Source organism: Curtobacterium sp. UNCCL20 (assembly GCF_900101675.1).
Taxonomy (GTDB): Bacteria; Actinomycetota; Actinomycetes; order Actinomycetales; family Microbacteriaceae; genus Curtobacterium.
In genome coordinates, this window is sequence record NZ_FNKG01000004.1 from 294,546 (window position 1) to 312,526 (window position 17,981).

Annotated in this window: 14 protein-coding genes and 1 pseudogene; 4 read left to right on the forward strand and 11 right to left on the reverse strand. The window is 71.7% G+C overall.

The genetic code is table 11. The features are described from left to right. Positions 1–34 precede the first annotated feature (34 nt). The 3 genes from BLT36_RS17095 to hrcA all read right to left on the reverse strand — a co-directional run bounded on the left by BLT36_RS17095 (position 35) and on the right by hrcA (position 3,068). Positions 35–793, reverse strand: a complete 759-nt coding sequence (locus BLT36_RS17095; protein WP_092096963.1) for a 16S rRNA (uracil(1498)-N(3))-methyltransferase — start codon at positions 791–793, stop codon at positions 35–37. Continuing rightward, positions 793–1,905: a molecular chaperone DnaJ gene (gene dnaJ / locus BLT36_RS17100; protein ID WP_092096964.1), complete on the reverse strand. Its 1,113-nt coding sequence runs from the start codon at positions 1,903–1,905 to the stop codon at positions 793–795. Before dnaJ ends, BLT36_RS17095 begins: the two co-directional genes overlap by 1 nt. A gap of 143 nt (positions 1,906–2,048) precedes the next feature. Then, positions 2,049–3,068: a heat-inducible transcriptional repressor HrcA gene (gene hrcA, locus BLT36_RS17105; protein ID WP_092096966.1), complete on the reverse strand. Its 1,020-nt coding sequence runs from the start codon at positions 3,066–3,068 to the stop codon at positions 2,049–2,051. A gap of 108 nt (positions 3,069–3,176) precedes the next feature. On the opposite strand from hrcA, the gene BLT36_RS17110 reads away from it, so the two are divergent. After that, a complete protein-coding gene (locus tag BLT36_RS17110; protein ID WP_254787717.1) occupies positions 3,177–3,608 on the forward strand; it encodes a DUF4870 domain-containing protein in 432 nt (143 codons plus the stop codon). A gap of 9 nt (positions 3,609–3,617) precedes the next feature. Here BLT36_RS17110 and hemW read toward each other — a convergent pair whose 3' ends face one another. Continuing rightward, positions 3,618–4,835, reverse strand: a complete 1,218-nt coding sequence (gene hemW / locus BLT36_RS17115) for a radical SAM family heme chaperone HemW (protein WP_092097308.1) — start codon at positions 4,833–4,835, stop codon at positions 3,618–3,620. A gap of 28 nt (positions 4,836–4,863) precedes the next feature. Here hemW and BLT36_RS17120 point away from each other — a divergent pair, with 28 nt between their 5' ends. Next, on the forward strand, positions 4,864–5,565 hold the full coding sequence (locus tag BLT36_RS17120) for an HAD family hydrolase (protein WP_092096967.1): 702 nt from the start codon (positions 4,864–4,866) through the stop codon (positions 5,563–5,565). Between the two features lie 39 nt (positions 5,566–5,604). On the opposite strand, the gene BLT36_RS17125 is transcribed toward BLT36_RS17120, so the two are convergent. Further along, complete coding sequence (locus BLT36_RS17125; RefSeq protein ID WP_092096969.1) at positions 5,605–6,252, reverse strand: DUF1990 family protein; 648 nt, start codon at positions 6,250–6,252, stop codon at positions 5,605–5,607. 135 nt (positions 6,253–6,387) lie between these two features. On the opposite strand from BLT36_RS17125, the gene BLT36_RS17130 reads away from it, so the two are divergent. After that, positions 6,388–6,879 (forward strand): hypothetical protein, encoded by a 492-nt coding sequence (locus BLT36_RS17130; protein WP_092096970.1) that lies wholly within the window; start codon positions 6,388–6,390, stop codon positions 6,877–6,879. Between the two features lie 125 nt (positions 6,880–7,004). Here BLT36_RS17130 and lepA read toward each other — a convergent pair whose 3' ends face one another. Continuing rightward, the gene (gene lepA / locus BLT36_RS17135; RefSeq protein ID WP_092096972.1) at positions 7,005–8,852 is read right to left on the reverse strand and encodes a translation elongation factor 4; all 1,848 of its coding nucleotides are present in this window, start codon (positions 8,850–8,852) and stop codon (positions 7,005–7,007) included. A gap of 257 nt (positions 8,853–9,109) precedes the next feature. Beyond that, the gene (locus BLT36_RS17140; RefSeq protein WP_092097310.1) at positions 9,110–10,276 is read right to left on the reverse strand and encodes a pyridoxal phosphate-dependent aminotransferase; all 1,167 of its coding nucleotides are present in this window, start codon (positions 10,274–10,276) and stop codon (positions 9,110–9,112) included. A 212-nt stretch (positions 10,277–10,488) separates the two neighbouring features. Between BLT36_RS17140 and rpsT the strand changes: the two genes are divergently transcribed. Then, positions 10,489–10,749, forward strand: coding sequence for a 30S ribosomal protein S20 (rpsT, locus tag BLT36_RS17145; protein WP_092096973.1), 261 nt, complete (start codon positions 10,489–10,491; stop codon positions 10,747–10,749). A gap of 381 nt (positions 10,750–11,130) precedes the next feature. On the opposite strand, the gene holA is transcribed toward rpsT, so the two are convergent. The 4 genes and pseudogenes from holA to leuS form a co-directional block, all read right to left on the reverse strand. Continuing rightward, positions 11,131–12,150, reverse strand: a complete 1,020-nt coding sequence (gene holA, locus BLT36_RS17150) for a DNA polymerase III subunit delta (RefSeq protein ID WP_092096975.1) — start codon at positions 12,148–12,150, stop codon at positions 11,131–11,133. 563 nt (positions 12,151–12,713) lie between these two features. After that, positions 12,714–14,333: pseudogene (locus tag BLT36_RS19205) on the reverse strand (ComEC/Rec2 family competence protein); the annotation flags it as partial. 163 nt (positions 14,334–14,496) lie between these two features. After that, the gene (locus BLT36_RS17165) at positions 14,497–15,243 is read right to left on the reverse strand and encodes a ComEA family DNA-binding protein (RefSeq protein ID WP_092096977.1); all 747 of its coding nucleotides are present in this window, start codon (positions 15,241–15,243) and stop codon (positions 14,497–14,499) included. A gap of 128 nt (positions 15,244–15,371) precedes the next feature. Then, complete coding sequence (gene leuS / locus BLT36_RS17170; protein WP_092096978.1) at positions 15,372–17,927, reverse strand: leucine--tRNA ligase; 2,556 nt, start codon at positions 17,925–17,927, stop codon at positions 15,372–15,374. Positions 17,928–17,981 lie beyond the last annotated feature (54 nt).

Below are 17,981 nucleotides of genomic sequence, written 5' to 3' on the forward strand. Positions count from 1 at the left end.
GAACGCGGCGCCTCGGCACCGTCTTCCCGATCGGCTACCAGCGGCCGAGTCGCGTCTGGAGGACTGCGAGGGCGGCCGGTCCGGCGGTGGAGGTACGGAGGACGGTGTCGCCGAGTCGGACCCGGACGGCACCCGCCGCGACGAGCCGGTCGAACTCCGAGCCGTCGATGCCGCCCTCGGGACCGACGACCAGCACGATCTCGTCGACGGGCGAGTCACCGGACGCGTCTCCGGACGGCGGCTCCCACGCGGACAGCCGCACGGCACCGACCGGGTCGAGCACGAGCACCACCCGCGAATCCCCGGGGAAGCCCGCCAGCTGCGCCGTGGTCACCGGCGCGTCGACGGCAGGGACCCGGGACCGGATCGCCTGCTTCGACGCCTCGTGCGCGATGGCCGCCCAGCGCGCACGGCCCTTCTCGACCTTCGCGCCGTCCCACCGCGAGACGCTGCGGGCGGCGGACCACGGCACGATGCGGTCGACGCCGATCTCCGTCGCCGCCTGCACCGCCATCTCGTCGCGGCCGCCCTTCGCGAGTGCCTGCACGAGCGTCAGGGACGGACGCTGCGGCGCGTCGAACGCCACCGTGTCCACCTCGAGCTCGAGCGAGTCCCGCGCGGTGGACAGGACCGCACCGGTCACCACGGCCCCGCGCCCGTCGGACAGGCGCAGGGTCTCGCCCGTCCGGACGCGTGCGACGGACACCGCGTGTCGGCCCTCGGCCCCGTCGAGCGTCACCGAGTCGCCGACCGCGACGCCGTCGAGCGTCTCGACGAGGTAGAGCGACGCCATCAGTGGCTGAAGAACCGGTCGCGGAGCTTGCCGAACATGCCCTGCTGGAACCGCGCGAGCTGCGGCTTGGCCGGCTTCTGCGACTTCGCGAGCTGCTCGACGAGCTGCCGCTCCTTGTGCGAGAGCTTCGTCGGCGTCACCACCTGCACGCCGACGCGGAGGTCACCGCGACCGTTGCCGCGGAGCTTGGTGATCCCGCGGTCCTTGATGACGAGGACGTCGGCGCTCTGCACGCCGGGACGGACCTCGAGCTCGACCGGCCCGTCCAGACCGTCGATCGTCGTCGTGGTGCCGAGGACCGCGTCGGTCATCGCCACCTCGAGCGTGGCGAGGAGGTCGTCGCCGTCGCGGCTGAAGACGTCGTGGTGGCGGACGCGGATCTCGAGGTACAGGTCGCCGGAGGGACCGCCGGCAGGACCGACCTCGCCCTGGCCGGGCATCTGCAGCCGCAGGCCGGAGTCGACGCCGGCGGGGACGTCGACCGGCACGGTGCGGCGGGCGCGCACGCGGCCCTGCCCCTGGCACGTCGGGCACGGGTTCGGGATGACGGTGCCGTAGCCGCGGCAGGTGCCGCACGGCGCGCTCGTCACCACGTTGCCGAGGAGCGAACGGACCTGGCGCTGGATGTGCCCGGTGCCGCCGCAGATGTCGCAGGTCTGCGGGTGCGTGCCCGGCGCCGCGCAGGAGCCGCCGCAGGTCTCGCACAGCACGGCCGTGTCGACCTCGACGTCCTTGTGGGTGCCGAAGACGACCTCGTCGAGGTCGACGTCGATGCGGAGCAGGGCGTCCTGCCCACGCTCGGCGCGGCTGCGTGGTCCGTTGCCACGGCCTCCGCCGCCACCGCCGCCGAAGAACGCGTCGAAGATGTCGCTGAAGCCGCCGGCGCCGCCGCCGAACGGGCTGTCGGCCTGCGGTCCGGCGTCGTACCGACGCCGCTGCTCCGGGTCGCTCAGCACGTCGTACGCGTGCGTCACGTCCTTGAAGCGCTCGGCGGCGTCCGGGCTCGGGTTCACGTCCGGGTGCAGCTCGCGCGCCAGGCGGCGGTACGCCTTCTTGATGTCGGCATCGGAGGCGTCCGGCTGGACGCCGAGGACGTCGTAGTGGTCTGCCACGTATCCCTCAGTCGGTTTCGGTCGGTTCGGTTCGGTGCGGCGGTCGCCGCGGGTCGTACTGGAGGCACGGATCGCCCCCGCCGGTCGCTCCGGTCAGGAGCGTGGTCGGTCTGGCAGTGGCCGGCCCGGAGTGTGCCGGCCGGTCAATGTTCGCCCAGGAGTTTGGACAGGTACCGTGCGACGGCGCGGACGGCGGCCATGTTCGTGCCGTAGTCCATCCGGGTGGGCCCGAGCACACCGAGCCGCGCCACTTCGCCGCGGGCCAGGTAGCCGCCCGCCACGATGCTCGTCGCGTCGAGCCCGTACTCGGCGTTCTCGACGCCGATCCGTGCCGCGACGGCGACGTCGTCGATCTGCATCTCCCCGAACAACCGGAGCAAGGTCACCTGTTCCTCGATCGCTTCGAGCACGGGGAAGAGGCCGCCGGAGAAGTCCTGTTCGCTCTTGGCGAGGTTCGCCGCGCCCGCCATCACCAGACGATCCTGCCGGTTCGCGGCGACCTGCTCGATGAGGGTCGCGACGACGACACCCGCGAGCGGCTGGGCGTCCGGCCGGATCTGCTGGGGCACCGCGCGGAGCGCCGCCGAGACGTCCTGCAGCAGGAGCCCGACGGTCGCGCCGTTGACGACGGTGCGGAGTTCGGTGAGCGCCACCTCGTCGAGGACGACGTCGGTCTCGACCACGCGCTGCTCGACCCGGGCGGTGTCGGTGATCAGGACGACCATGAGCCGGGCGTCGCCGAGGCGGACCAGCTCGATGTGCTGCACCCGCGCCCGCACCATCGACGGGTACTGCACGAGGGCGACCTGGTTGGTGAGCTGGCTGAGGAGACGGACGGTCCGGCCAAGGACCTCGTCGAGGTCGTTCGGGGCGCCGAGGAACGTCTCGATCGCGTGCCGCTGAGCGCTGGAGAGCGGCCGGGCACCGGCGAGGTGGTCGACGAACACGCGGTAGCCCTTGTCCGTCGGGACGCGGCCGGACGAGGTGTGCGGCGCCGCGATGAGCTGCTCGTCCTCGAGCTGGGCCATGTCGTTCCGGATCGTGGCGGCGCTGACCCCGAAGGCGTGCCGCTCGACGATCGTCTTCGAACCCACCGGTTCGCGCGAGGCGACGTAGTCCCGCACGATGGCCTTGAGGACCTCGAGGGAGCGTTCGCTGACCAACCCGGACCCCTTCCACTCGTTCTGGCACTCGGACGTGTCGACTGCTGATCCTACGCCCGACCACCGACGGACCGGGACTTCTCCACAGCCTCCCGATACGCTCTGGGCATGAGCTACGGACAGCAGCCCGGCGGACCCTACGGACAGCAGCCGGGCGGACCCCAGGGCCCCGGCGGCCCGCAGTACCCCGGCGGCTACACGCCGCCGCAGCCGATGTCCCCCGAGGACCAGCGGCTCTGGGCGACCCTGACGCACATCGGCGGGATCTTCTTCAACTTCATCGTGCCGCTCGTGGCCTACCTGGTGCTCCGGGACCGGGGCGGGTTCATCCGCGAGCACACGCGTGCGGCCCTGAACTTCCACATCACGATGGCCATCGCGTACGTCGTCGCGGGCATCCTGACGATCGTGCTGATCGGCGCGCTCCTGGTGCCGGTGATCGGCATCATCACGATCATCTTCGGCATCATGGCGGCGGTTGCTGCGAACCGCGGCGAGTTCTACCGATACCCGCTCTCGATCGAGTTCATCAAGCAGTAGGAAGCGCGCTCAGTCGAGCAGCTCCCGCACCACCGCGTCCGCGAGGAGGCGACCCTGCAGCGTCAACTCGATCCGCCCCCGCACCGCGGCCGACCCGTCCACCAGCCCACGGGCGATGAGCCCCGCGACGCGGCCACGGGCCTCCTGGCGGAGTTCCGCGGTGGCGAGCTCGCCACGGACGCGCGCCGCCAGCAGCACGCGCTCGACGTACCGGGTCTCGTCGTCGAGGGTCTCGCGACCGGCGGCCGGCGACTCCCCCGACAGCACCCGGTTCGCGTACGCGGCCGGGTGCTTCACGTTCCACCAGCGCGTGCCGGCGACCGCGGAGTGCGCGCCCGGACCGACGCCCCACCAGTCGTACCCCTTCCAGTAGGACAGGTTGTGCCGGCTCGCGTGGGCGGCGCCGCGGGCCCAGTTCGAGACCTCGTACCAGGAGTACCCGGCGTCGCCGAGGACCTGGTCGGCCAGCTCGTACATGTCCGCAGCCAGGTCGTCGTCCGGGGCCGGCAACTCACCGCGGGCGACCATCCGGCCCATCGCGGTGCCGTCCTCGACGATGAGCGAGTAGGCCGACACGTGGTCCGGCTCGCACGCCAGCGCCGCGTCGAGCGAGGTGCGCCAGTCGTCGAGGGACTCCCCCGGCGTCGAGTAGATGAGGTCGAGCGACACGTCGAGGCCCTGCTGCTTCGCGAGGTCCACCACGAGCGGCACCCGCTCGGGGTCGTGCGTCCGGTCGAGCGTGCCGAGCACCTGCGGCACCGCCGACTGCATCCCGTAGCTGACGCGGTTGAAGCCGCCCGCGCGGAGGGTCTCCAGCGAGGACGCGTCGACCGAGTCCGGGTTGGCCTCGGTCGTGACCTCGGCCCCGGGCAGGATCCCCCAGGTGTCGTCGATCGCGCGGAGGATCATCACCAGGTCGGACGCCGGGAGCATCGTCGGGGTGCCGCCGCCGAAGAACACCGTCGACACCGGTCGCCGCGGCACGCCCGAGCGGTCCATCACCGTGGCCGCCCACTCGATCTCGCGGACGGCGTGTCCGGCGTAGTCGTCACGGCGTACGCCGCGGAGCTCGGACGCCGTGTACGTGTTGAAGTCGCAGTAGCCGCAGCGCACCCGGCAGAAGGGCACGTGCACGTACACGCCGAACGGCACCTGCCCCACATCGGACGCCGGGACGATCAGCCCGTCCGAGGGAGCGGGATCGGCGATCGGGAGGGCACTCGGCATGGACTCCATTGTCCGTCATGATGGAGGCATGGAGCACCACCCCGTCCCCACCACGGTGCTGTGGGACATCGACGGCACCCTCGTGATGAACGCCTCCTCGCCGGGCAACCTGTACCACCTCGCGCTCGAGCGGGCGGTCGGCCGCGACCTCGTCCTGCGCGTCGGCCACCAGCACGGTCGGACCGACGCCGGGCTCATCGCCGAGCACGTCCGCGCCCACGACCTCGACGACGCCCTGATCCCCGCGGTCGGCCGCCACCTGCACGACCTCACCGAGGAGCGGTACCGCTCCGGCGACCACCGCAGTCCGGCGCCCGGCGCGATCGCCCTCGTGGCGCGGTTCGCCGAGCTCGGCTGGCGGAACGGCCTGCTCACGGGCAACTCCAGGTACCGCGCCCGGGTGAAGCTGCAGGGCGCCGGGTTCGACGTCGACGCGTTCGACTGGGAGCACTCCTACTTCGGTGACGCCGAGGTGGAGCGCACCGGGGTGACCGCCCGGGCCGCCGCTGCGCTCGCGGGCACGCGCGCCGTCATCGTCGGGGACACCCCGCGCGACGGCGAGGCAGCCGACGCCGTGGGCATCCCGTTCCTGGCGGTCGCCACGGGCGTCTACGACGTGGACGAGCTCCGCGCCACCGGTGCCGTGACGATCGCCCGGAACTGCGTGGACGACGCACGCCTCATCGAGGACGCCATCGCGGCACTCCCTCCGCTGCGCCCGGTCGGCTGAGGCAGCTGCGCGACCCACGGTCGCTGCGCGAGCTGCGCGCTAGTCGCCCCGCAGCGCGGCCAGGTACTTCTCGGCCATCACCTTCTGCTGCCGACGCAGCAGCGGCGCGACGAACTGCCACTTCCGCGAGGACGGGTGCGAGAACTGGCGGATCTGCAACCACACCGAACCGTCCGGGGTGCGCTCGACCACGAACGACTCCTCGCCGGACAGCGGGTGCCCCTCGAGCGTGCCGTACGCGAAGCCCTTGCGGTCGTGCTCGTCGATGATCGACACGACCCGCACCGGTGCCTGCACGGTCTGCCCGAACGCGTGCATCGTCAGCGTCGCACTCGTCCCCGCCGTCACCAGCGGGGTGCCGTCCGGTGCGAACTTCTCGACCCGGGGCGTCCCGATCGAGGCCGGCGCGATCGGCACACCGTCGTCGTCGAACGTCACCGGGTTGTAGCGGACCTCGTCATCGTCGGGCTGCTCCTCGACACGGACGCGGATGCCGCTGCGCTCCTGGATCTGCCACGTGAGCGCCTGCGTGACCGCGGTCTCGAAGCGCTGGTCGCCGTGGCCGATGCGGGCCCGGGACTCGGAGGGGGTGAACCCCTCCGGCGGGTACGTCATGAGGTCCGGTGCCTGGGTCGCGCCCACGGCTCCGTACGTCAGGGCGGTCCGGTAGCTCCCGCGGGTACTCATGCGCCCAATCGTACGGGGCGGTGCGGCCGGACACGAACCGGCTCCGGAGGAGCGCGGGTTCCGCACCCCTCCGCTTTCCGCGCGCCCCGAACTGGAGGCCCGACACCCGCCCGCCACGCCCCTATCGTTGGGTCCGTGCCCCGCTCCACCCCCGCCCGCACCCGGTCCGTCGACCGCACGACGGCCGCGTTCGCCGTCCTGACCCTCGCGGCGTTCGGGCTGGCCGCGTCCGCGCGCGCCGCGGTCGAGTGGGCCACCGCCGGCACCGGCGCCCCGGCCCGGTACTCGGCCGGAGCGCCGAGCGGCCTCGACGGGTTCGACTCCGCCAACGCCATCGCCGTGTTCGGGGCGTGTGCCGCCGGAGCAGGCGTGCTCCTGTTCGGGGCGACCCTGGTGCTCGCCGTGCGCCGGCACCGGGTGCGCCGGCTGCCGTACGTCCTCGGTCTCAGCACGCTGGCGATGGTGATCGGCGCCGTGGTCGCGGGGTTCGCCGCGGCGACCCAGGCGGACTACGACGCGTTCGCCGGGCTGGTCATCCTGCGGACCGCACTGGCGGGACTGGCCGCCGCGAGCCTCCCGGCCCTCGCCCTGGCTGCACTGCAGACGCGCGCCCGCCGCACGTCCTGACCCGTCGACGAGCCCGCGGACCCGAGACTCGCGCTGAGCGACGTTCCTCGTGCCCGCGGGCCCGGATCCTGTCGCTCAGGCCGAGTCTCGGGCCCGTCGACGAGCCCGCGGACCCGACCCTCGCGCTACTTCTTCTTCTCTTCGACGTCACCCGACAGCGCCGCGATGAACGCCTCTTGCGGGACCTCGACGCGACCGACCATCTTCATGCGCTTCTTGCCCTCCTTCTGCTTCTCGAGGAGCTTGCGCTTGCGGGTGATGTCACCGCCGTAGCACTTCGCGAGGACGTCCTTGCGCATCGCCCGGATGCTCTCGCGGGCGATGATGCGGGCACCGATGGCGGCCTGGATCGGAACCTCGAACTGCTGGCGCGGGATGAGCTTCCGGAGCCGCTCGGTCATCAGCGTGCCGTACGCGTAGGCCTTGTCGCGGTGCACGATCGCGCTGAAAGCGTCGACCTGCTCGCCCTGCAGCAGGATGTCGACCTTCACCAGGTCGGCCGCCTGGTCGCCCGTGGGCTCGTAGTCGAGCGAGGCGTAGCCCTGCGTCTTGCTCTTCAGCTGGTCGAAGAAGTCGAAGACGATCTCGCCGAGGGGCATCTCGTAGCGGATCTCGACCCGGTCCTCGCCGAGGTACTCCATGCCGAGCAGCGACCCGCGCCGCGACTGGCACAGCTCCATGATCGCGCCGACGTAGTCCTTCGGCGCGAGGATGGCCGCGCGGACCATCGGCTCGCGGACCTCGACGATGCGGCCACCGGGGAACTCCGACGGGTTCGTGACCTCGGTCGTGGTGTTGTCCTCGTTGGTGACCTCGTAGATGACGCTCGGCGCCGTGGTGATGAGGTCGAGCCCGAACTCGCGCGAGAGCCGCTCGGTGATGATCTCGAGGTGCAGCAGACCGAGGAAGCCGCAGCGGAAGCCGAAGCCGAGCGCGACCGACGTCTCCGGCTCGTAGACCAGCGCGGCGTCGGAGAGCTTCAGCTTGTCGAGCGCCTCGCGGAGGTCCGGGTAGTCCGAACCGTCGATCGGGTACAGGCCCGAGAAGACCATCGGCTTCGGGTCGGTGTAGCCCGGGAGCGCCTCGGTCGCGGGCTTCTGCGCCGTCGTGACCGTGTCGCCGACCTTCGACTGCCGGACGTCCTTCACACCGGTGATGAGGTACCCGACCTCGCCGACGGAGAGCCCCTTCGTGGGCTTCGGCTCCGGGCTCGACACCCCGATCTCGAGGATCTCGTGCGTCGACTTGGTCGACATCATCTGGACCTTCTCGCGCGGCTTGATCGACCCGTCGATCATGCGCACGTAGGTCACGACACCGCGGTAGCTGTCGTAGACGGAGTCGAAGATCATCGCGCGGGGCGAGGCGTCGACGTCGCCGACGGGGGCCGGGACGGTGCGCACCACGCGGTCGAGGAGCTCGGCCACGCCGACACCGGTCTTGCCCGAGACGCGCAGGACGTCCTCCGGCTTGCCGCCGATCAGCTGCGCCAGCTCGGCCGCGTACTTGTCCGGCTCGGCCGCGGGCAGGTCGATCTTGTTGAGCACCGGGATGATCTCGAGGTCGTTCTCGAGCGCCAGGTACAGGTTCGCGAGGGTCTGCGCCTCGATGCCCTGCGCTGCGTCGACGAGGAGGATCGCGCCCTCGCACGCGGCGAGGCTCCGCGACACCTCGTACGAGAAGTCGACGTGCCCCGGCGTGTCGATCATGTTCAGCGCGAAGGTCTCACCGTCGAGCTCCCACGGCATGCGCACGGCCTGCGACTTGATCGTGATGCCGCGCTCACGCTCGATGTCCATCCGGTCGAGGTACTGGGCACGCATCGCGCGGTCCTCGACGATGCCGGTGATCTGCAGCATGCGGTCGGCCAGCGTCGACTTGCCGTGGTCGATGTGCGCGATGATGCAGAAGTTGCGGATCGCCTCGGCCGGAGTCGCGGCGGGCTCGAGCGGAGTGGCTGCTTGTGGGCTCACGGTTCCTCAGGTGGGTCGGACGGTCGAACGATTCTCCCACGGTTGCGTGCCGACGGCGCGCAGCGCCTCTCGCACGGTTGCGTGCCGACGGCGCGCAGCGTCTCTCGCACGGGTGCGTGCCGACGGCACGCAGCGCCCCTCGCACCGTGCGTCGCGTGGCGGACGCGGGTCGCGCCTCCAGGCCTGGAGGAACGTGCCGCGTCGACGACGCGAGCCGCGCGATCGGCCGGTCGCGTCCAGAGCGGGGCAGTCGCCGCTCAGACGACGGCGTGAGCGGGTGCGGGCAGCGCGCCCAGGCCGCGGCGGAGGTCCGCCGCCGTCGCCGCGAGGCACACCCGGATCCAGCCCTCCCCGGAACGGCCGAAGGCGCTCCCCGGCGCGACGGCGACCCGCTCACGGTGCAGGAAGGCCAGCGCCCACTCCGCGACGTCGCCCTGCGCGGCATGCGACACGTCGATCCAGAGGTAGAACGCACCACGCGGGTCGAGGTAGCGGATGCCGGCGGCGTCGAGCACCTCCTTCGCGACCTCGAGGTTGGCGCGGTAGTGCTCGCGGGCGTCCTGCACGGCGGAGTGGTCCCCGACGATCGCCGCCACCGCTGCCCACTGGTCCGGCTCGGCGACGCAGCTGATCATCGCCTCCTGCGTGGTCCGCATCGTCGGACCGAGGCCCTTCGGCGTCACCAGGTACCCGACGCGGACGCCCGTCATCGCGTACGTCTTGCTCAGCGAGAACGCGGTGAACACCCGGTCGTCCTCGTCGAGGCTCGCCAGGCTGACGTGGCGGGTGCCGTAGGTGAAGTACTCGTAGACCTCGTCGCTGATCACCCAGAGGTCGTGCCGCTTCGCCAGCGCCAGCAGGTCGCGGAGGGTCTGCTCCCCGAACACCGAGCCGAGCGGGTTCGACGGCGAGTTCACCACGATCGCGCGGGTCCGCTCGGTGATGCTGGCCTCGAGCGCCTCGAGGTCCGGCTCGAAGTCCTGCTGCGGCGTCAGCTGGTACGGCACCGGCGTCGCACCGATGATGTGGGCGTTCATCGTGAAGGTCGTGTAGCCGGGGTCCGGCACGAGCACCTCGTCCCCCGGGCTCAGCGTCAGGGTCATCGCCTGGAAGAGGGCCTGCGTCGCGCCGATCGTCGTCCAGATCTGCTCGAGGTCGGCCTCGATGCGGTTCTCCCGGCGGAGCTTCGAACGGATCGCTTCCCGGAGCGGGGCGATGCCGCCGTTCGGCGTGTAGTCCGTCCGGTCCTCCGACCACGCGCGCCGCGCTGCCTCCCCGATGTGCGGGGCGACCGGGACATCGGGTTCGCCGATGACGAGCATCGCGACGTCGGTGCCGTCCTGGCGCAGCAGCGCGGCCTGTTCGAAGACCCGCCGGATGCCGGAGGCGGGCACGGTGTCGATCCGGGGTGCGAGGGATGGCATGCTCGTCACGGTAGCGAACGCGTGTTGCCGGGCGGTTTCGGTGTTTCGGTGCTGGGCTTCCGGCGTTTCGGTGCTTTGGTCCAGCGGCGTGGTCCTGGTAACGTAGATGGCTGGACTTCCGCGTTCCGTCGCCCACGGGTGGAACGCGATGCGACCAAGGGCCCCTCTACCCAGCGGTTGCGACCACCCGTCAGAGACAACAGGAGCACCACATGGCGAACATCAAGTCGCAGATCAAGCGCATCAAGACCAACCTCAAGGCCCAGGAGCGCAACAAGGCGTACCGGTCCGAGCTCAAGACGGTCATCCGTCGCACCAACGAGGCCGTCGTCGCCGGCGACAAGGACAAGGCCGTCGCGGCCCTGAACCTCGCCTCGAAGAAGCTCGACAAGGCCGTGAGCAAGGGCGTCATCCACAAGAACCAGGCCGCGAACCGCAAGTCGGCCATCGCGAAGAAGGTCGCGTCGCTCTGACGAACTGACCTCGGCTCGAAGGCCCCGCACCGGATGGTGCGGGGCCTTCGTCGTTCCGGGCGCGCCGCGGGCGCGCGCGGGCGCCGGCGGTGAGATCGCACTATGACCACCGTTCGAGGCGCCTGATCGCCACTTTGTGCGATCTCGGCGGACGTGAGCGCGCGGGCGGGCGGCGGGCACGCGCGCCGGGCGCGGGCGGGAGCGGGCACCGGGCGCGGGCGCCCATCAGACGGCCAGATCGCACTATGACCACCATTCGAGGCGCCTGAGCGCCACTTTGTGCGATCTCGGCAGACGTGAGCGGCCAGGCGCCGGGCGGGCGGGCGGGAGCGCCCGAGGGAGCGCGGAGCGGCCGCGCCCGTTCGTTCGGGTTCGAGTCGGTCAGCGGGGTTCGCCGCGGCGGGCGATCGTCCGGACCATGACCTCGAGCGCGTAGTGGGCGTCGCGCGAACCGCCCTTCACCGCGGTGTCCGCCTCGGCGATGCTGATGATGGCGTTCGCGAGCCCGGCCTCGGTCCACGAGGCGACGTCGCGCTGCGCCCGCTGCACCTGCCACGGTGCCATGCCGAGCGCGGAAGCGGCCTGACCGCTCGGCCCGCGGAACGCGCTGACCTTCGCCATCGTGCGGATCTTGCTCGCGAACGCGGCGACGATCGGCACCGGAGCCTCGCCCGTCGAGAGCGCGTGCCGCAGTTCGACGATCGCCGGAGCCGACCGCCCCGCGAGTGCGATGTCCGCGACCTTGAACGCGTTCGTCTCGACCCGGCCGCCGTAGTACTTGTCGACGACCTTGTCGGTGATCTCCTGCGCTTCATCGGCGAGGAGCTGCCGGCACGCCGCCGCGAGTTCGGCGAGGTCGTCCGCGAAGGCCGCCACGAGCGTGCGCACGGCCGACGGAGCGATCTTCCGGCGGGCAGCGCGGAACTCGGCCTGCACGAAGTCGATGCGGTCGGTCTCGCGCTTGAGCTCGTCGCACTGCACCTCGATGCCACCGCCGACTCCGCTGCGGATCGTGTCGAGGAGTTTCTTCCCGCGCACCCCACCGCCGTGCCGGAGGATGAGTGTGACGTCGTCCGCCGGGGCTCCGAGGTACGAGATCGTCTCGGTGATGAAGGCGTCGGTGCACTTCTCGACGTTGGTGACCCGGACCAGTCGGGGCTCGCCGAACAGCGACGGACTCGCGAGCGTCGCCAGGAGTCCCGGCGCGTACTGGTCGGCTTCGAGGTCGTGCACCTCGAGCGCGGGGTCTTCGCCGACGAGGAGGTCGCGGAGGACACTGCTGGCCCGCTCGGCCAGGAACGACTCGGGGCCGGTGACGAGCACGACCGGCGCGGGACGGATCCCCGACCAGGGCACCTGATCGATCTTCGCCGCAGCGCGGACGGGCTTCTTGGCGGCCATGCATCGATCCTACGGGCGACCGCCGACGCCGAACGCTCTGTCCACACCCGCAGCCCGTCGGTCCCGTCGCGACCGACCACGACGGTGCCGGAGCGGTCGGTGCGGTACGGCGTGGTCCCCGCGGCCTCGAGCATCGCGAGCGCGGACGCGGTCGGGTGCCCGTACGTGTTGTCCGCCCCGACCCCGATCAGGCCGACCTGCGCCGCAGCCCGCCGGTACGTCAGCGGGTCCTGGTCGGCCGAGCCGTGGTGCGACACCTTGACGATGTCGACCGGTTCGAGCCCGCTCCCCCGGAGCCGCCGCTGCGCCGTCTCACCGAGGTCCCCGAGGAACAGGCCGGAGAGACACGCTGCGCAGTCCGGACCGGGCGTCGTCCGGAGCACGAGGCTGGCGTCGTTGCCGTCGTCCCGTGAGCCGGCTCGGGGCCAGAGGATCTGCCAGCGAAGCGGTCCGAGTGTCCCCGACGTGCTGTCGTCGGCCGGACGGACGTCGACTCCGGCACGAGCCAGCGCGTGCACGACCCGTTCGTCTGCTGGACGCCCGACCGGGCCGACGAGCGCGGTCTCCACCCGGTCGGCCACGGCGTCCACCGCTCCGACGTGGTCACGGTCGAAGTGCGTGAGGACGAGCAGGTCGATGCGGTCGATGCCGAGCAGGTCGAGGCACGCCCCGAGCCGTTCGGGGTCGTCCCCGGTGTCCACCATGGCGACTCCCGATCCGGGCGCCCCGCGCACCAGAACGGCGTCCCCCTGACCGACGTCGCACGCCGCCACTGCCCAGTCCGGCGGCAGACCGGCGCGCACGACGATCCGGGGCACGGCGACCACGACCATCCCGACGACGAGGACGGCGCCCGCCAGCAGCAGGAGACGGAAGCGGACCCGTCGCGGCACGAGGACGGCGACGGCGAGGCTCACGCTGACGACCGCAGCCGCGACGACGCCGCCGACGCCGGCCGGCCACGGAGCGGACGCGTAGGGCAGGGCAGCCGCCCCGTGGGCGATCCCGCCGATCGCGCTGGCGGGGACCCAGGCGACCGCGGCCAGCATCCCTCCGCCCCAGGGCCAGACCGGTGCCGCGACGCAGGCCGCGAGTCCCACGACGGTGACGACCGGCGCGAGCGGTTCGGTCAGGAGGTTCGCCGGCACCGCGTACGTCGGGAGCGCCGCGGACAGCGGGATCGTCACCGGCCAGCACGCCAGCTGCGCCGCCACGGGGACCGCCAGCGCGGCTGCGAGCGGTGTCCACACGCGCCGCGCGAGCAGTGCGGTCAGCGGTGGACCGAGCACGACGATCCCGGTCGTCGCCAGCACGGACAGCGCGAAGGCGAAGGACCGCGCGAACCAGGGGTCGGCCACCAGCATCCCGATCACGGCGAGGGCGATCAGCGGCACGCCCCGCACCGGACGCCCGGTCAGGTGGACGGCCAGCACCACGACGGCCATCACCGTGGCCCGGACGATCGACGGGTCCGGTCGCACGAGCACGACGAACGCGAGGAGGAACGCCACGGCGAGAGCGGCACGGACGCCTCGCGGGAGTCCCACCACACCACCGAGCACCATCACCAGGCCGACGATCACCGCGCAGTTCGCGCCCGAGACGGCGGTGAGGTGCGTCAGCGCCGAGGTCTCCATCGCGGCCTCGGTGGTGGCGTCGAGCCCGCTCCGGTCGCCGATCGCCAACCCCCGCAGCAGGGAGCCGCCCGGCTCGGGCAGCGTGGTGGTGACCTCGACGAACGCCCGCCGCGCGCGGTCGGTCGCGGCGAGCAGCCCGGTCGGCGCTTCGGCCTCCCGCGACGCGCGCAGGAACGCGACGAACGACGAGGCACCGCCGGGCTCGTCCGGCTGCAGCGTGGCCGACGTCCGCAGCCGTGTCCCCGCTGCGAAGGGAGCGCTGCTGCCGTCGGCCGCCGGGACGGCACGGACCGGGACCCGGAGCCCGGTGACGTCCCCGGCCCGCTCGAGCGTCCCGAGGACGGACCGATCCGTGGGGCCGAGGTCACGAGCGAGGACGATCTCCACCTCGACCGTCCGGGGGCCCGGACCGTCGGCTCCGAGCGCCGCCGGACTCCGCCGCGCCTCGCCCACGATCACCGCGACCGCCAGCAGCGCGCAGAACACCGCGGTCGTCACGACGAGCCCGAGGACCACACGTCCGTGGAAGCGGCGGACACGCATCATCACGACGGTGCAGCCCCCGGCGACGATCGCGCTCGCGACGACCGCCCAGATCGCGACGCCCGGCGCGCCGATCAGCACCGCGACCAGGATCCACGCCGCCGCGACCGGGACCGCCACGCGGAGGTCGGCCGCGCGGGAGGTCAGGTCCACCGCCACGGGCCGCTCAGACCCGGACGCGGTCGCGGAGGTCGGCGAACCGGCCGTCACCGATCCCGCTGACGTCGAGCAGGTCCTCGACGGCGGCGAACCGACCGTGCTCGTCGCGCCACGCGATGATCCGCCCGGCGAGCCCGGGACCGATGCCGGGCAGGGTCTCGAGGGTCGCCTGGTCCGCGGTGTTGAGGTCGACCACGGCCTCGGCAGCAGGAGAGCCGCCGTCGCCGCCCCCAGCGGCACCTCCGGGACCGCTGTCGACGCCGAGCGCGGCCGGGATGTCCGTCTCCCCCACCCGCGGCACGTACAACCGCTCGCCGTCCTGCACGAGGCGGGCGAGGTTCAGACGCGCCAGGTCGGCCTCCGCCGTCGCGCCGCCCGCCCGCTCGAGCGCGACGGAGACCCGGCTGCCGCTGCCCAGCGTCACGACACCGGGCCGCTCGACGGCCCCGACGACGTGCACCACCAGCGCGGTCACGGACGCCGACGGCGAACTGCCGGCCGTCGACCCAGACGCAGACGCGGGGGCGGTCGCAGGCCCGCCGGGAGACGGCCCGCCGGGAGACGGCCCACCCGTCATGGTGACCGAACCACCACCACCGACCCCGGGTTCGGCCCCGGAGCGGGACCCGAGCAGCACGACGACCACCGCCACCACGACGACGACGACCGCCAGCACGACCGCAGCTCGCGGCGACAGCGCGAGAGCAGCGAGGCGGGTTCGCGCGCCGTCGGGACCATCTGGCGAGGAGGACATGTCCGAACGCTACGGAGCCCGGCCACACGGCCGGGCTCCGCAACGAGCATCAGTGGACGAGCCGCCCGGACCGCCCTCTGTGGAGGAACGACCGCCGGAACCGACCAGGCAGCACCCCCGGAAGCGCGCTACCCCTTGATCGCGATGTTCACGAGCTTCGGCGCCCGCACGATCACCTTCACGATCTCCCGCTCCCCGATGTACCGCTGCACCGACGCCGACGACCGCGCGAGCTGCTCGAGCTCGTCCGCCTCGATCGACTTCGACACCTCGAACGAGTCCCGCACCTTCCCGTTGACCTGCACGACGGCGGTAAGGGTGTCCTGCACGAGGAGGGTCGGGTCGGCCTTCCGCCAGCCGTACGTGGCGACGGTGGCCTCGTAGCCCAGCTTCTCCCACATCTCCTCGCCGGTGTACGGCGCGAAGACGCTGAGCCCGAGGGCGATGGTCTCGACGGCCTCGCGGACGGCGGGGTCGCCGGCGCCGGGGCCGCTGTCGATCGCCTTGCGGGTGACGTTCACGAGGTCCATGAGCCGCGCGATCACGACGTTGAACTTGAACGACTCCATCATCCCGGGGGCGTCGGCGAGGAACCGGTGGGTGACCTGGCGGAGTGCCCGGTCGCCGTCCGCCCAGACGACGTCCTTCGAGGACGTGACGTCGAGTGCGAGCCGGTAGGCGCGGGCGAGGAACCGTGCGGAGGCGGACGGGGAGACGTCCTCCCAGTTGATGTCGTCCTCGGGCGGGCCGGCGAAGCCCATCACCAGGCGGATCGCGTCGACGCCGTTCGCGTCGAGCTCGTCGCCGAGGGAGACGCCGCCCTTCGACTTCGACATCTTCGACCCGCCGGACAGCACCATGCCCTGGTTGAGCAGCGCCGAGAACGGTTCGGTGAAGTCGAGGTAGCCGAGGTCGAACAGCACCTTGGTGACGAACCGTGCGTAGAGCAGGTGCAGGATCGCGTGCTCGATGCCGCCGATGTACTGGTCGACCGGTGCCCAGCGGCGCGCGGCCACGGGGTCGAACGCCTGGGTGTCGTCGGTGGCGGACAGGAACCGCAGGAAGTACCACGACGAGTCGACGAAGGTGTCCATCGTGTCGGTGTCGCGCAGCGCGGGGCTGCCGTCGACCGGGTTCGGGACGTTCACCCAGTCCGTCGCACCGCCGAGGGGCGAGGTGCCCTTCGGCTTGAGGTCGAGCCCCTCGGTCTCCGGCAGGCGGACCGGCAGCTGGTCGAGCGGCACCGGGTGCTCGGTGCCGTCGGCGCCGTGGATGATCGGGATCGGGGTGCCCCAGAAGCGCTGGCGGGAGATGAGCCAGTCGCGCAGCCGGTAGGTCTTGGCGGCACGGCCGGTGCCGCGCTCGTCGAGGAGCTTGATCGCGGCGGTGATGGCGTGCTGCTTCGACATGCCGTCGAGCGGACCGGAGTTGATCATCCGACCCTGCCCCGTCAGCGCCTCTCCGGTGGCGACCGGGTCGAGGGTGGGGACGTCGAAGTCGTCGAGCGTGGCACCTTCCGGGATCACCGGGATCGCCCCGGTGACGGCGGCGTTCGTGTCCACGACGACCTTCACCGGCAGGTCGAACGCCCTTGCGAAGTCGAGGTCTCGCTGGTCGTGTGCGGGCACGGCCATGACGGCGCCGTGGCCGTAGTCGGCGAGCACGTAGTCCGCTGCCCAGATCGGCAGTCGCTCTTCGGTGAGCGGGTGGATCGCGAATCGGCCGAGCGGCACGCCCGTCTTCGGACGGTCGGCGTTCTGCCGATCGATCTCGGAGGTCTTCTGCGTCGCCGTCAGGTAGTCCGAGAACGCTGCACGCACGGAGTCGTCAGCCGATGCCACCAGCTCCGCTGCCAGGTCGGAGTCCGGCGCCACCACGAGGAACGTCACACCGTGGATCGTGTCCGGGCGCGTGGTGAACACCGTGACCGGCTCGTCGCGGCCCTCGATCACGAAGTCGACGTCCGCACCGACCGACCGGCCGATCCAGTTCCGCTGCTGCGCGATGACCTTGGCCGGCCAGCGCCCCTCGAGCTGGTTGAGGTCGTCAAGCAGCCGGTCGGCGTACTCGGTGATCTTGAAGTACCACTGCGTCAGCTTCTTCTTGACGACGACGGCGCCCGAGCGGTCCGAGGTGCCGTCGGGCAGGACCTGCTCGTTGGCGAGCACGGTCTGGTCCACCGGGTCCCAGTTGACCCAGCTGTCCTTCCGGTACGCCAGCCCCTTCTCGTACATCTTGAGGAACAGCCACTGGTTCCACTTGTAGTACTCGGGGTCCGAGGTGTGGATCTCGGTGGTCCAGTCGAACGACGGCGCGTAGCGCTTGAAGGACGCCTTCTGCTGCTCGATGTTCGCGTAGGTCCAGTCCTTCGGATCCACCCCGCGCTTGATGGCCGCGTTCTCGGCGGGCAGGCCGAACGAGTCCCAGCCGATCGGGTGCAGGACGTTGAAGCCCTGCTGCCGCCAGTACCGCGCCACGAAGTCTCCGAGTGCCCAGTTCTCGGCGTGCCCCATGTGCAGGTCGCCGGAGGGGTACGGGAACATCTCGAGGATGTACTTCCGCGGACGCGTGTCGTCGAGGTCGGTCGTGAAGAGCCCGAGCTCCTCCCAGCGGGGCTGCCACTTCTCCTGGATGCGACGGAAGTCGTAGGCGTTCGGGTCCTCGGGGTACGGCTCGGTGGTCACGGAACTCTCATTCAGTCTGGAGGGGTGGATCACGTCCGTCGGACGCACTCCGGT